This window comes from Arthrobacter sp. NicSoilB11 (assembly GCF_019977375.1).
Classification (GTDB): domain Bacteria; phylum Actinomycetota; class Actinomycetes; order Actinomycetales; family Micrococcaceae; genus Arthrobacter.
The window spans coordinates 1097222-1109667 of the sequence record NZ_AP024657.1 but is presented as its reverse complement, the minus strand read 5'-3'; the positions used below and the strand labels follow the sequence as shown (position 1 = coordinate 1109667).

The following is a 12446-nucleotide window of genomic DNA, read 5'->3' as shown; positions in this document are numbered from 1 at the left end:
CTTCTGCTCAACTTCTAGTACCCCTGGTGAAAATATGACCATCGCAAACTCTCGCACCCTCGATTCCCTCGACGGCCGGATCATCCTTGCCCTGGACAAGGACCCCGAAGCCAGCGCCCTGGCACTCTCCCGGACACTCGGCGTCGCCCGCAACACCGTCCACGCCCGGCTGGCGCGGCTGGAGCGCAGCGGCGCGCTCCGCTCCTTCAGCCGCAGGCTGGACCCCGCCGCGCTCGGCTACGAACTCATGGCCTTCCTCTCCCTCTCCATCAGCCAGACCCGGACCGGCTCGGTGGAGAACGGGCTCGCCGCCATCCCGGAGGTCATCGAGGTGCACGCGACCACCGGGGACGCGGACCTCATGGCCAAGGTGGTGGCCCGCGGCACGGCCGACCTCTACCGCATAACCAACCAGATCCTGGAGATCGACGGGATCCAGCGGACCAGCACGGCCATCTCCATCCTGGAACTCATGCCGCCCCGCTATGACGGCCTCATCAGCCGGCTGTCAGAGCAGGAATCCCGCACGCCGGACTAACCACGTCCGACGGCGGACTTCTTCGCAGCTTTCCCGGCGTGCGGGCGAGCCCTGTCCCTCGCCTCCGCGTGCCCGGGAGCGCATACTGAACACATGCCTACGTACCGGCTGTCCACGTTTGTCGGAGCGCCCCCTGAGCGGGTTTTCGCAATCTGGACTGATCCTGACCGGTTCCATGAATGGATCGGCGGAGTCAGCGGCGTGACCGACCGCGTCGGTCCTATCGATGAGGCCGGCAGCCGCTATACGGTGCAGTTCGGGCGGATGACGAGCCCCACCGAGGTTCTCACGGTCGAGCGGCCTCGTCACATCCGTACCCGCTTCGGCAACGCCATCCTGAAGGGCGAGTCCGATGTGACATTCACCGCCGATGGCGCGGGCACCCGCATTGACCAGGTGATCGTGACGCGCGGTTTCGTGTCCGCGATTTTCGGCCGGCTCTTCGCGACCGGCTCGTATCAAGGCAGCTTTCAGGGCGAGCTGGAGACGTTCCGGAAGCTCGTTGAGCGGGAGGCGTGATACGCACCACAGCTGGGCGTTTTGTCAGTTAGCCCGCTCCTCTGCCGCCAAAAGTACCAACTGCATTTCCGTGTGTTGCCTGTTTCGCCGCCAGGCCACACGATGCCTGCATGACTTCACTCACCGTCTCCGGCCGCGTGGCGCAGGTTCTCAGCAGCTATGTCAGCGACGTCTTCGGCGTCATGGGCAACGGCAACGTCTACTTCCTGGACGCCGCCGAGCAGCAGGGCCTCCGCTTCTCCCCCGTCCGGCATGAGGGCGCCGCCATCGCCGCGGCCGACGCCTACTACCGGACCTCGGGACGGCTCGCCGCGGGCACCACCACCTACGGCCCCGGCTACACCAACGCGCTCACCGCCCTGGCCGAGGCGGTCCAGGCGCAGATCCCGGTGGTGCTGGTCACCGGCGACGCCCCCACCACCGGCGCCCGGCCCTGGGACGTGGACCAAACAGCCATCGCCACCGGCCTCGGCGCGGCCACCTTCACCGTCACCCGCGACGCCGCGGGCGCCATCACCCGGCAGGCGGTGGAGTACGCACTCACGCGCCGCACCGCCGTCGTCCTTGCCATCCCCTACGATCTCGCGGCCCTCGAGGCCGGGGACGAGGACCTTCCGGAGCCGGCGGCACCAAAGGTGACGGACGACGTCGACGGCGGCCTTGGGCAGGTTGCCCGCCTGCTGGCCGGTGCCAGGCGGCCGCTGATCCTGGCCGGCCGGGGTGCGCACCTGGCCGGAGCAGGCCCGGAACTCCGCGAACTCGCCGACCGGCTCGGCGCACTGACCGCCGGAACCGCCCTGGCGCTCAACCTCCTCAAGGGCGAGGGGTACCTAGGCGTGGCCGGCGGTTTCGGCACCGACACCGCCGCCGGGCTCATGGGCGAGGCCGACGTGGTCCTGGTGGCCGGGGCCAGCCTGAGCCCGTTCACCATGCGGTTCGGGCACCTGCTGGGCCCGGACAGCACCGTCATCCAGATCGACACCGCGGTGGAGCCGACGAATCCGCGGGTGGACCTTTTCGTTCAGGCAGATGCGAAGGCCGCCGCTTCACGGCTGTTGTCGCTACTGGACGGCGAGGCCGCTGTGGCGGGGTGGCGGGCCGAAGCCTCGAAGCGTCTGGCTGCGGGGCCGGGGCAGGATTTGGGTTCGGCCGAAACTGTGGACGGGCGCCTGGACCCGCGCGCCCTCGCCACCGCCCTTGACGCCGTGCTGCCGGAGCGCCGCACCGTGGTCCAGGACGGCGGCCACTTCATCGGCTGGGCGCCCATGTACTGGAACATCCCGCGGCCGCAGGACCTGGTGATGGTGGGGACCGCCTACCAGACCATCGGGCTGGGCCTGGCCAGCGCCGTCGGGGCAGCCCGCGCGCTGGAGGACGTCCGCACTCTGGTGCTGGCCTCCGGCGATGGCGGTTTCCTGATGGGCCTGTCCGACCTCGAGTCTCTGATCGGTACGGCCCGCAGCGCCATCGTGGTGATCTACAACGACGCCGCCTACGGGGCCGAGATCCACCAGTACGGCTCGCAGGGGCTCACCGAGAAGCCGATGCTGATTCCGGAGGTGGACTTCAGTGGAGTTGCGAGTGCTCTTGGGGCTGAGTCAGCTGTCATCCGCTCCCTTGGCGACCTGTCCGCGCTGCAGGATTGGATCGACGCCGGCGCTCGCGGAACCTTTGTTGCGGACTGCCGGATCACCTCCAGCGTGCGGGCGCCGTGGCTGACTGAGTGGATGAACGCGACGCGGGCGGCGAAGGCTGCAGTAGTGGGATAGTCGGATCGGTCGATCTCCACGGTTGACAATCACGTCACCAGCGGCGCCGCCCATTGCCGCAACGATGTCCCTTAGTTGTGGGTGGAACCCTTGAAACAGCGGACGCGTCCCTCCGCGGATACCATGTGGAGCACAGGCGCAAGTAGGAAAGACGGGGGCACACATGACGTTGACTAGCGAGGACGATGTCAAGAAAGCGCTGAACATTGACTCTTGGCGGAACCTATCCAAGGAAAAACTTCTCACTTTCGTGGCAGAGATGCCGCAGATGGACAAAGAAGTTGCGTTTAAGGCCATCGAGCAGTTTCCGCATTTCAAATCGCTCGTGGCCGAAACACTGGATTCTCTTGAGCAGCGGTACGAGAGCACCCAAAAATTCAGCTGGAAAAGTCAGAAGAAGGTACACGACGCATACAAGTCGTATCGAAAGACCCTGAATCGCGAACTGGAACGCGATAATCTCACCGTTGAAGACAGATTCAGGATTCTAGAAATGATTCGCGAATCAGTCGACAGGGAGGCAGTGAAGGACAGCGAGCACAAGGCATTTGCAATCAAGATGGTCACAGTCGCCGCAACTGTCGGTGTCGCTGCGGTAGGAGCAGCCGTTGCTGCACTTGGAGGAAAGGCCGGATTCGGTAGCAGCGACAGGGCGTAGGATCAACGTCCGATGCCGCGGCGGTGGCGGGTTAGAACCCGTCGGAAACGCCCACAGACCAGCAGCTTTGTCAGTCACCCGGCATAGGATTCCAACCATGAGGATTGCCGTTGCAGGGGGAACCGGTACAGTGGGCCGCCACGTCGTGGCCATCGCCAGGAAACGCGGGCATGAGGTGGCCAGCCTCAGCCGCGCGGAGGGGGTGGACCTGGTCAACGGGCGCGGCCTCGATCAGGCACTCCAAAATGTCGAGACCGTCATCGACGTCTCCGGCATCCAGGCCATGTCCACCAAGAAGGCCGTGGATTACTTCACCAACGCCACCCAGAACCTGCTGGCCGCCGGGAAGAAGGCCGGCGTAAAGCACCATGTGGCGCTGTCCATTGTGGGCATCGACAAAGCCAATTCAGGACTGTACGCCGGGAAGCTGGTGCAGGAAGACGAAGTCAAGCACGGCGGCATTCCCTGGACCATCCTCCGGTCCACCCAGTTCCACGAGTTCGTACCGATGTCCATCAAGGCCGCCTCAGTGGGCCTGCTGGTCCTCGTGCCCACGATGGTCACCCAGCCGGTGGCGGCAAAGGAGGTGGCGGCTGCCCTCGTGGATGCGGCCGAGTCCGGGCCGAAGGGACGCATTCCAGACCTCGGCGGCCCGCGGACCGAACACCTGAAAGGCCTGGTGGCGGCCTATCTGGCCAAGACGCAGCAGAAAAAACTGATCGTTCCGCTCCGGGTGCCGGGCCCCATGGGCAAGGCAATGCGCAACGGCGGGCTGATCCCGGCGCCGGGTTCCGCCGTCGGACGCCAAACGTTCCAGGAGTGGCTCGACGCCATCGACGCCGCGTAAAAGCCGATGCTAAATGGGGCAACTGCCCCATGCCCCTGCTGCGGCCCGGTCATAGTCTCGCCTCATAGAGAAAAGGAGGCGGCCATGACCATCTACCAGCCGCAGTCATCAGCAGAGGCAACACGCAAACTTGCCGAACTTCCCGAGGACGCCGCCGAGCACTTCGCCGGCTACGCCGTCCTGGGGCTGCCTTTCACCAGCGGCCACTACCTGGCCTTCCGGGATTTCCCGGTGAGCTCCGTCGGCCCCGGCTACCGCTCCGTCTGGCACCGGACGCCCGGCGGCGAGTGGACCATCTACGCCAACACCGCGCCCGAGTTCAGCTGCGCCCGCTACTTCGGGGCGGCCGTCCACCATACGGTGGAGACCGACGTCGACATCCAGTGGAGCGGGCCCTTCACCGCCGTCATCACGGTTCCGGGCGTGCTTGACTGGCGCCTGCAGCTGGGCACGTCCGCGGCCACCACGATGCTGACCGCCATGGCCGTGCGGATGCCGGAAAGCCTGTGGCGGAACGAGCTGGTGCTCCGGGCCATGGGGGCATTCGCCGGCCCGCTGCTCGGCGCGGGCAGGATGAAAGTATCAGGCGTTGTGCCCAATGGCCAGACGTTCCAGGCCCAGCCGCGGCAGCTGTGGCTCGTGACGGATTCCCAGGCCACCATCCGGGATGAGGACGCGGGAGCTCCGGGCCCACTGCCGGTCCAGGACCACCTGGCGGACTTCTGGCTTCCGCAGCGTGGACTGTTCGGAGCGCAGGTGGGCGTCAGGTTCCCGTCCACCGCACGATCCGCCGGACCAGGCCCCGTCCAGGCACGGACCGGGAAGAACCAGACGGCATAACAGCCGCACGCGTGGTCCCTACTGCCGTGGCTGGCGGCTTCCTAGAATGGCAGGTGTGATGCAGTCATCGGCTGCGCCCCGGCGCAGCGAAGTCCTGGCCGGGCTGTCGCTCGCCATCGACCTGGGGCTTGGGCAGCCGATGGAGCACATGCTGCGTGCGTCCCTGCTGGCGTTGCGGATCGCCGGGGCGGCGGGCGTGGACGACGCCGGCCAGGGCAGGATCTACTACGCCAACCAGCTGGCCTGGATCGGCTGCCACGCGGATTCCTTTGAACTCGCCGCGCTGTTCACGGACGATATCGGCTTCCGCGCCGACTATTACCGCCGCGACCAGCACGGCCTGCCCATGTACGCCGGCATGTTCAGTCACGCCGGCGCCGGCCTCCCGCCGCTGGCCCGCGTTGCCCGCTGGACGCGTTTCGCGGCGACCGGCAGCGGGGCGGTGCGGACCATGATTGCCTCGCATTGCGTCTCCGCCGGAGTGCTGGCCAGCAGTGTAGGGCTCGACGACGGCGTGGCAGGACTGCTCACCCACACCTTTGAGCGGTGGGACGGCAAGGGGCTGCCGGAGGGGGTGGCGGGGCCGGACATTCCATTGGAAATGCGGATCATGCACCTGGCGGATACGGCCGAGGTCTTCCTGCGGAGGGAAGGCGTGGCGGGCGCGGTGGACATGGTGCGGGCACGCCGCGGCAGCCAGTTCGATCCCGCACTGGCCGGGCTGTTCATCGACCAAGCCCAGGCACTCACCGAAGGACTCCTCGACGTCGACTGCTGGCAGGCGGCCCTTGACGTGGCGCCCACTGACGCTCCCCTGTCGGGCAGCCAACTGGATGTGGTGCTGCGCGCCATCGGCGACTTCGCGGACCTCAAGTCCCCTTACACGGCCGGACACTCCCGCGCGGTGGCGGCCCTGGCGGCCGCCGCGGGCGAGGAGCATGGGCTGCCGGCGGACGACGTCACCGAGCTCCGCCGCGCAGGCTGGGTGCACGACCTGGGCCGCCTGGGGGTGTCCAACCAGGTGTGGGACAAGAAGGAGCCCCTCTCAGCGCTGGAGCTGGAACGTATCCGCATGCATCCGTTCCTGGGCGAACGGATCCTCAGCCGCGTTCCCGGCCTGAAGGGCGAGGCGGCCCTCACCGGCTCACACCACGAGCGGCTGGACGGGTCCGGCTATCCACGAGGGATCGGCGGAAACGAGCTGGGGATCAAGCAGCGGATCCTGGCGGCAGCGGACTCCTACCATGCCTCCGTGGAGCCACGCCCGCACCGGCCCGCGCTCACCCCGGCTGATGCGGCCGCCCGGCTCCGGCAGGAAGTTTCGGCCGGGAGGCTCGCCGCCGGAGCAGTGGAGGCCGTGCTCGTGGCGGCCGGCCAACAGCCCCGCCGTTCGCATGTCGCCGCGGCTGGGCTCACCCCGCGGGAAGTGGAAATCCTCGGCATGCTCTGCCGCGGCATGACTCCGGCCGAGATCGCGGACAGCCTCTTCCTCTCCCGGAAAACCGTCCGCAACCACGTGGAACACATCTACACCAAGATCGGTGCAACCAACCGGGTGGGGGCCACCTTGTTCGCGATCAGGAACGGCCTGACCGATTACGGGACGGCGCCCAATTAGCGCCGGGCCGCGCAGTGCCCGCCTCGTGGGGCACATCCCTTGGTGCTAGCGGCTGACAAGCCGCCACAAGGACGTGACCTCGGCCGAGCGCGCCTCGAACAGGGGATCTTCGCGGTCGGAAGCTTTCGGATGCGTTGGCTTGGTGTCGAGCCGCTCCGTCACCTTCAGCCCGGCCGCTTCGACGGCGGCCAGCAGGTCCTTCCGCGACCGCAGGCCCAGGTGCTCGGCCAGGTCGGACAGGACCAGCCAGCCCTCACCGCCCGGCTCCAGATGGCCGGGGAGTTCGGCCAGGAAGCGGAACAGCATCCTGCTCCCAGGGTCGTAGACGGCGCTGTCCAGGCTGGAATGCGGCGTGGCCGGAATCCAGGGCGGGTTGCACACGATCAGCGGTGCCCGTCCGGGCGGGAACATGTCGGTCAGGACCGCCTCCGCGCGGTCCTGGACACCGAGGTTCCGGAAATTCTCAGTGGCGCAGGCGATGGCACGCGGCTCGTTGTCGGTGGCGATCACGCGGCGGAGGCCGCGGCGGGCGAGGACGGCGGCGAGCACTCCGGTGCCGGTTCCGACGTCGAACGCCAGCGTATCGGAGGGCAGTGCGGCCGCCGCCACGAGATCCACGTACTCGCTGCGGGTGGGAAAGAACGTGCCGTAATGCGGGTGGATGCGGTCCTGCAGAGCATCGACGTAGACACCATTCCGCCGCCACTCGTGGGCGCCGACGGCCCCGACGAGCTCGTGCAGGGACACCACGGAAGATTCTCCAATGCCTCCGTACGCTTCCGCCGCGGCTTCCCGGATATCCGGTGCGCGGCGCAGCGGCACCACCGGGCCCGGATCGAGGGGAATCAGCAGCAGGCCCAGAATGCGTGCGCGGTGCGAGGCGGACTGCCGGTGCCGGTAGAACTGCTCGGCAGGGGTTCCGCCGGCCTTCTTTCCGGTGCCTATCCGTCGGTCCAGGGCGTTGAGGATCTGCCGCGCGTTGTGGAAGTCGCCGTGCCAGAGCATCGCGGTCCCCTGTGATGCCATGCGGTACGCAGCATCGGCGGTGAGGGCGTCGTCCACCACTTCCACGTGCCCCGGTGCCGGCCTGCCGTTCGCCGAGCGCCACCGCGCGGTCACGCCGGCGCCGGCCTCAACCCAGGCCACGTATCCATCCACCGCAGCAGCGCGCGAAGGTTTGGGGTCAGCGGGTGGGATTCCCGCGGGAGCTGGGGTGTGAGTAGGGATGAAGATCCATTCCAAGATATTGGGGGCAATCGGATCCTGACGATTGCAGTGGCGGTTCGATGACGTCCAAGGCGGCGGGCCAGGATTCCAGACCGACATCCGGCAGTAAACCGGGCTTGGTCGATGGGGCGCTGAAGCCCTTGAACCTACATGTCAGGATACAGGAGCGGCACGGGTTGCCTGTGGACCAAAATAGTCCGTGCATAGATAATCTTTGCATAGACCATCTGCCGAGGAGGCCACCATGTGGGAATACGAGAACAGCATCGAAACCAGTGCCACGCCTGAGTCCATCTGGCGGCTGTGGTCCGACGTCGAGAACTGGGGCGCCTGGAACGGGGAGATCGAGAAGATCGAGATCAACGGCCCGTTCGCCACGGGCTCGCAGATCCTGATGACGCCCCCGGGTGACGATCCGATCCCGCTGATCATCGCCGAAGCTATTGAAAACGAACGGTTCGTGGATGAGGCCCGCTTCGGCGACCTTCTCCTAAGGACCACCCACCGCATCGACACCATCGAACCCAACCGGAACCGGGTGGTGTACCGGATGGAGATCACCGGCGACGGCGCCAACGAAGCTGGCCCGCAGATTGGACCCGGCATCACCGCCGACTGGCCCGAGACCATGGCCGCCCTGGTCAGGATGGCTGGCGGCTGATGCCCCTCAACCCCGGCGAAAGTCCCGGATTCCTACTCTGGCACACCACGCTGCGCTGGCAGCGGGACATCGCGGCAGCCTTGGCGCCGCTCGACCTCACCCACGTGCAGTTTGTGCTGCTCGCCTGCGCCTGGTGGCTCAATAACCAAGGTGAACACCCGAACCAGCTGGCCCTGGCACGGCAGGCCGGCACCGACGTCAAGATGGCCTCCCAGGTCCTGCGCGCACTGGAAGCCAAGGGACTCATCGAACGGGAAGTCGATCCGGCGGACACCCGTGCCAAACGGCTGCGCGTCACCGACGCCGGAGCCCAGCTGGCGCCACGCGCAATCGCCGCCGTCGAGCTCGCCGACGCGCAGTTCTTCCAACCTGTGCCCGTCGACGATGCCATATCCCTGCTCCGCCGCCTGGCCCGTCCAGACCTCGGAGCGCCCACGACGGCGGCCAAGGAAAGCCGTTCCAAGCACAGTTGATGAAGCCGCGGTTACTTCCTCTTCGTCAGGGCAGGTCCACGGTCAGGTCCCGTTGCAAAATCAGGCATGCCAGGCGATGGCGTTTTGAACAAAGGCGGCAATGCGTTGTACCGAAGCATCACCGGATGGATGGCCGGCTGAATAAGTAGCAGCCGCTTCCCGGACACAGCCGTCCAGTTCCGGCCAGGAGATCCAACAGAAAACCTCCGGTAGGCGGGCCATCAGCTCGGATTCAGACGGAAGGGATACGTCGGCGACACGTTCCAGCACGGGACCGAGGAAGCGGCCTACGGCTTCGGCTATCTCAAGTTGCCCAAGGCCTTTGACCCGAACCGGCGGGGCTGCACCCAAAAGAAAAAGCACAGGAGCAGCGGGCCCGGTTTTGGACATTAGGGTGATGTATTCGCGCGCCAATTGTTCAGGCTGTACCTGATGCGTTTGGCTTCAACCAATGTGTACGTGCTTGGAGTCTCAAAGATTGCGTCCGGCTGGACTGTCAATTGGGCTTTGCCGCCACCCGCACCGAAAGGGCAAAGGTGCTACTCCCGGAACTTAATTCCGGGATGGCTTTTGACGATCCATGGCACGGGCCTTGAATTTCCCGGAGGTGTCACTCGTGAGAGGCTTGGAGAAACTCACATTGGGGGACACTGTGGATATTGCGTGGATGCTGTTGAATGCGGCGGTAATGGTTGTGCCTGTGGCACTTGGCGCAACTCTTTTGTATTGGATCATCCGGCTGGGCGTGAAGCATGGCCTGAGGTCGTACTACGCGCAGAGCGACCAGAAGCCGGACGCTGTCAGCCCGGCGCATCAGCCGGAGGGCTTGGGCTAGTCCAGCGCCCACACCTCGGCGCCGTCAGCCCCGCTGACCTTCCGGCGGCGGCGCAGCACCACAACAAGCAAGGCGGCGCCGCCCAGGAACAAAGCGCCCGCTCCGGCGGCGACTGCCGGAAGTGCCACATCGAAGGATCCCTGGGCGATGTCGGCACCTTCTGACCCGGCACCATCTGATGCGCCGCCGTCGGCTGCTGCTGCTGGCTCTCCCCCGCCCGTGGTGGGCGCCGCTCCGGTGGCCGGTCCGCCGTCGAGCACGGTCAGTGACCTGCCTTTCCTGTTGACCACCACCACGGACCCGTCGCTGCGCTGCACCATCCTGGCGGGATCGTCCCCGGTGGCGATGGTATGCGCGGCAGCCGTCGCCCCGGCGGGGATGACGGAGACGGTGTCGTCCAGGCTGTTGGTCACGTACACGGTCCCGTCGGCAGCGGCCAGCACCTCCTGCGGCGCAGTGCCCACAGGAATCCGCCGCGCCACCGTTGTGCCGCCGGGCTCGATCACCGCAACATCGTTGGTGAGGATGTTGGCCACATAGACGGTCCCGTCCGGCGCTGCGGCGATCCCGTGCGGCTCGGCCCTGGCACCCACATCAATCGTGTGCGACGGCCACGGCGCACCGGCCGGAACCACGGTGACGGTGCCGGCCAGCTGGTTGGTGGCATAGGCCGTCCCGTCCTTGGCCAGTGCGACCTTCACTGGATACGGCCCGGCCTGGATGATCCGCTGCACCCACGCATCGCCCGGCTTCACCACAGACACCGAGTTCTGGTCCGAATTGACCACGTAGAGCGATCCCTCCGGCCCCACGGCCAGCCACCGCGTGCCGGCAGGAACCTTCATCACCAGCGAGACTTCGTCCGCGCCCGGTGCCACCACGCCGATTTCTGACTGCGCACCATTGCTCTGCGCCACGTACAGCGTCCCGTCCGGCGTTACGGCCAGCGAGGTGGGGAAGTGCCCGGTGGTGATGGTGCGGGACGGCACCGTCTCCCCCGGCCTGTAGGCGTTGACGCTGCCCGCCCAGTTGTAGTCGCTGAGGTACAGCGTGCCGTCCGGGCCGGACGCAATACCCAGCGGCTGGCCGACGGCGCCAATCACCTTCGGATCGGCCGCGGACGCGGGGGCGGCTACGACGGCGGATCCCAGTATGAGCGATGCGGTGGCCAGCAGTGCCGTCCCGGCAGAAAGGGCCGCGCCTGCGGCACGGCGGAGCGGCAGATGCATCACGGTGTTCCCCCAAACGTATTGCCGACCCCCGCGGCAATCCTCCGATCCTACCTGCGGTCCACACCGTGGGCGCTCCGCGGGTCGCAGAAGTCTTTGCCACCACGGAATAGCCCCGCCCGCCGTGGTGCGCGTACGCGCACGCTGCCAAAAGGGCGCATAGTTAGAAGATGACAGGTCCTTACACCCGGGGTGACTCCTACAGCAGCGAGGTTTCCCGGAAACACATCAGGCAGGCGCTCGAGAACTACGGGGCAACGGACATCATCTTCAGCCAGCGGGGAAGCCTGGGCGCCGTCGCCTTCAAGGGCGACGGCAGGCAGTTCCGGATCGTCATGCAGTTGCTGCAGTCAGAAGGCGCCCTGGCCATCCGCGGGGACATCGCGGACAGCCGGCTCCACGAAGCGAACGCCAAGGTCCTGGAACGCGTCAACCGCAAATCCTGGCATGCCCTGGCGCTGGCCATCGACGCCAAACTCGGGGCGGCGGCAGCCGGCATTGCCACGCTTGAATCGGAATTCCTGGCCCATGTGGTTCTCCCCGGAAACCACACCGTGCTCGACGAACTCGAGCCCATCATCGACTCCGCCTACCGCTCCGGCCAGCGTCCCTCCTTCGGCCATCCGGCCCTGCCCTAGGCCCCACACTGCACGCTGGCACGCCCAAGCTGGGTGGAACGCCCAAGCCGGCGGGCCGCCGTCGTAAATTCCCCGACGCCGGCCCACTGCAAAGCTGCAAACCCGCCTATTGTCCCGGGGCCCGGTACGACGGCGTCTTCTTGGCTGCTTGGTCCAGGTCTTCCACGGTGAGGAGCGGCTTCAGGCGGACGTTGACGTTCCCGGTCGAATTGATCAGCAGCGACAGTGCCGCGGCACTTGCATCGTCGGGCGCCTCGAACACGCCAAGGACGTCATAGTAGCCAAACGCGTAGTAGAAGCTCTCCAGCGAGCCGCCCACGGACTTCAAGGCCTCCGCCAGGGCATCACGCCGCTTGGTACCGCCTTCCTGCATCAGCCCCTTGATCCCCTGGCCCACGTACGTTGCTTCAAACAAATACTTCGGCATGGTCTTTCCTCCCTGGCATGTGCATGCGACGGCGCCACATTCCGCGGATTACGGATGTCCGGCCCCGACAAGGCCGAAAGTATGCCTCCGGCTACAGGCAGTCAATACGCGGGGATACCTAATGGCGGGCGCCGTGGCAACACCGCGATTAGGGGTATGCGGACGCT

14 protein-coding genes are annotated in these 12446 nt (G+C 66.6%); 10 read left to right on the top strand and 4 right to left on the bottom strand.

What is annotated here, in order from left to right:
- Positions 1 to 34: 34 nt before the first annotated feature.
- From LDO14_RS05240 to LDO14_RS05210, 7 genes are all read left to right on the top strand, one after another.
- Complete coding sequence (locus LDO14_RS05240) at positions 35 to 538, top strand: Lrp/AsnC family transcriptional regulator (protein WP_223994108.1); 504 nt, start codon at positions 35 to 37, stop codon at positions 536 to 538.
- Between the two features lie 93 nt (positions 539 to 631).
- Positions 632 to 1057: an SRPBCC domain-containing protein gene (locus LDO14_RS05235; RefSeq protein ID WP_223994106.1), complete on the top strand. Its 426-nt coding sequence runs from the start codon at positions 632 to 634 to the stop codon at positions 1055 to 1057.
- A 110-nt stretch (positions 1058 to 1167) separates the two neighbouring features.
- Positions 1168 to 2826, top strand: a complete 1659-nt coding sequence (locus LDO14_RS05230; protein ID WP_223994096.1) for a thiamine pyrophosphate-binding protein — start codon at positions 1168 to 1170, stop codon at positions 2824 to 2826.
- Between the two features lie 163 nt (positions 2827 to 2989).
- The gene (locus LDO14_RS05225; protein WP_056393274.1) at positions 2990 to 3484 is read left to right on the top strand and encodes a DUF3106 domain-containing protein; all 495 of its coding nucleotides are present in this window, start codon (positions 2990 to 2992) and stop codon (positions 3482 to 3484) included.
- A 97-nt stretch (positions 3485 to 3581) separates the two neighbouring features.
- Positions 3582 to 4331, top strand: coding sequence for an NAD(P)H-binding protein (locus LDO14_RS05220; protein ID WP_223994094.1), 750 nt, complete (start codon positions 3582 to 3584; stop codon positions 4329 to 4331).
- Positions 4332 to 4415: 84 nt separating this feature from the next.
- Positions 4416 to 5171, top strand: a complete 756-nt coding sequence (locus LDO14_RS05215) for a hypothetical protein (protein WP_223994092.1) — start codon at positions 4416 to 4418, stop codon at positions 5169 to 5171.
- Between the two features lie 58 nt (positions 5172 to 5229).
- Positions 5230 to 6789, top strand: a complete 1560-nt coding sequence (locus LDO14_RS05210) for an HD domain-containing phosphohydrolase (protein ID WP_223995138.1) — start codon at positions 5230 to 5232, stop codon at positions 6787 to 6789.
- Positions 6790 to 6834: 45 nt separating this feature from the next.
- Here LDO14_RS05210 and LDO14_RS05205 read toward each other — a convergent pair whose 3' ends face one another.
- Positions 6835 to 7935 carry a class I SAM-dependent methyltransferase gene (locus LDO14_RS05205; protein WP_223994090.1) on the bottom strand — a complete coding sequence of 367 codons (1101 nt, stop codon included), beginning with the start codon at positions 7933 to 7935 and terminating at the stop codon, positions 6835 to 6837.
- 325 nt (positions 7936 to 8260) lie between these two features.
- Between LDO14_RS05205 and LDO14_RS05200 the strand changes: the two genes are divergently transcribed.
- Positions 8261 to 8677 (top strand): polyketide cyclase, encoded by a 417-nt coding sequence (locus LDO14_RS05200; protein ID WP_223994088.1) that lies wholly within the window; start codon positions 8261 to 8263, stop codon positions 8675 to 8677.
- Complete coding sequence (locus LDO14_RS05195; protein ID WP_223994086.1) at positions 8677 to 9150, top strand: MarR family transcriptional regulator; 474 nt, start codon at positions 8677 to 8679, stop codon at positions 9148 to 9150. Before LDO14_RS05200 ends, LDO14_RS05195 begins: the two co-directional genes overlap by 1 nt.
- A 60-nt stretch (positions 9151 to 9210) precedes the next feature.
- Here LDO14_RS05195 and LDO14_RS05190 read toward each other — a convergent pair whose 3' ends face one another.
- Both LDO14_RS05190 and LDO14_RS05185 read right to left on the bottom strand, forming a co-directional pair.
- The gene (locus LDO14_RS05190; RefSeq protein WP_223994084.1) at positions 9211 to 9564 is read right to left on the bottom strand and encodes a hypothetical protein; all 354 of its coding nucleotides are present in this window, start codon (positions 9562 to 9564) and stop codon (positions 9211 to 9213) included.
- Between the two features lie 417 nt (positions 9565 to 9981).
- The gene (locus tag LDO14_RS05185) at positions 9982 to 11214 is read right to left on the bottom strand and encodes a hypothetical protein (protein ID WP_223995136.1); all 1233 of its coding nucleotides are present in this window, start codon (positions 11212 to 11214) and stop codon (positions 9982 to 9984) included.
- A 170-nt stretch (positions 11215 to 11384) separates the two neighbouring features.
- Between LDO14_RS05185 and LDO14_RS05180 the strand changes: the two genes are divergently transcribed.
- Positions 11385 to 11852 carry a hypothetical protein gene (locus LDO14_RS05180; RefSeq protein ID WP_018770521.1) on the top strand — a complete coding sequence of 156 codons (468 nt, stop codon included), beginning with the start codon at positions 11385 to 11387 and terminating at the stop codon, positions 11850 to 11852.
- Positions 11853 to 11958: 106 nt separating this feature from the next.
- Here the strand turns inward: LDO14_RS05180 and LDO14_RS05175 are convergent, their stop codons facing one another.
- Positions 11959 to 12279 (bottom strand): GYD domain-containing protein, encoded by a 321-nt coding sequence (locus LDO14_RS05175; RefSeq protein ID WP_223994082.1) that lies wholly within the window; start codon positions 12277 to 12279, stop codon positions 11959 to 11961.
- Positions 12280 to 12446: the final 167 nt, after the last annotated feature.

Excerpts from the sequence above, each read along its gene's own strand:
- LDO14_RS05240 (WP_223994108.1), top strand. The coding sequence starts at position 35 with ATGACCATCGCAAACTCTCGCACCCTCGATTCCCTCGACGGCCGGATC.
- LDO14_RS05235 (WP_223994106.1), top strand. The coding sequence starts at position 632 with ATGCCTACGTACCGGCTGTCCACGTTTGTCGGAGCGCCCCCTGAGCGG.
- LDO14_RS05230 (WP_223994096.1), top strand. The coding sequence starts at position 1,168 with ATGACTTCACTCACCGTCTCCGGCCGCGTGGCGCAGGTTCTCAGCAGC.
- LDO14_RS05225 (WP_056393274.1), top strand. The coding sequence starts at position 2,990 with ATGACGTTGACTAGCGAGGACGATGTCAAGAAAGCGCTGAACATTGAC.
- LDO14_RS05220 (WP_223994094.1), top strand. The coding sequence starts at position 3,582 with ATGAGGATTGCCGTTGCAGGGGGAACCGGTACAGTGGGCCGCCACGTC.
- LDO14_RS05215 (WP_223994092.1), top strand. The coding sequence starts at position 4,416 with ATGACCATCTACCAGCCGCAGTCATCAGCAGAGGCAACACGCAAACTT.
- LDO14_RS05210 (WP_223995138.1), top strand. The coding sequence starts at position 5,230 with ATGCAGTCATCGGCTGCGCCCCGGCGCAGCGAAGTCCTGGCCGGGCTG.
- LDO14_RS05200 (WP_223994088.1), top strand. The coding sequence starts at position 8,261 with ATGTGGGAATACGAGAACAGCATCGAAACCAGTGCCACGCCTGAGTCC.
- LDO14_RS05195 (WP_223994086.1), top strand. The coding sequence starts at position 8,677 with ATGCCCCTCAACCCCGGCGAAAGTCCCGGATTCCTACTCTGGCACACC.
- LDO14_RS05185 (WP_223995136.1), bottom strand. The coding sequence starts at position 11,214 with ATGCATCTGCCGCTCCGCCGTGCCGCAGGCGCGGCCCTTTCTGCCGGG.
- LDO14_RS05180 (WP_018770521.1), top strand. The coding sequence starts at position 11,385 with ATGACAGGTCCTTACACCCGGGGTGACTCCTACAGCAGCGAGGTTTCC.
- LDO14_RS05175 (WP_223994082.1), bottom strand. The coding sequence starts at position 12,279 with ATGCCGAAGTATTTGTTTGAAGCAACGTACGTGGGCCAGGGGATCAAG.